This is a genomic window from Vogesella mureinivorans, assembly GCF_007644035.1.
In the GTDB taxonomy this organism is placed as follows: Bacteria; Pseudomonadota; Gammaproteobacteria; order Burkholderiales; family Chromobacteriaceae; genus Vogesella; species Vogesella mureinivorans.
Genome location: NZ_VMTV02000761.1, coordinates 1 through 324, shown reverse-complemented (window position 1 = coordinate 324; position 324 = coordinate 1). Strand labels below are relative to the sequence as shown.

Annotated in this window: 1 pseudogene; it reads left to right on the top strand. The window is 65.4% G+C overall.

The features are described 5' to 3' along the window. Positions 1 to 324, top strand: a pseudogene (locus FLQ44_RS18105) (chemotaxis protein CheA); the annotation flags it as partial.

The following is a 324-nucleotide window of genomic DNA, read 5'->3' as shown; positions in this document are numbered from 1 at the left end:
CAGCTCGATCCGCGTCAACATCTCCAAGGTCGATGCGCTGATCAACCTGGTCGGCGAACTGGTCATCACCCAGGCCATGCTTCGCCAGCAGTCGCACGGGCTGGATCCGACCCAGCACGAGAAGCTGCTGAACGGCCTCGCCCTGCTCGACCGCAACACCCGCGACCTGCAGGAAGCGGTGATGAGCGTGCGCATGCTGCCGGTCGAGTTCGTGTTCTCGCGCTTCCCGCGCATGGTCCGCGACCTGGCGGCGCGACTGAACAAGAAGGTCAACCTGCGCACCGCCGGCGAAGGCACCGAGCTCGACAAGGGCGTGATCGAACG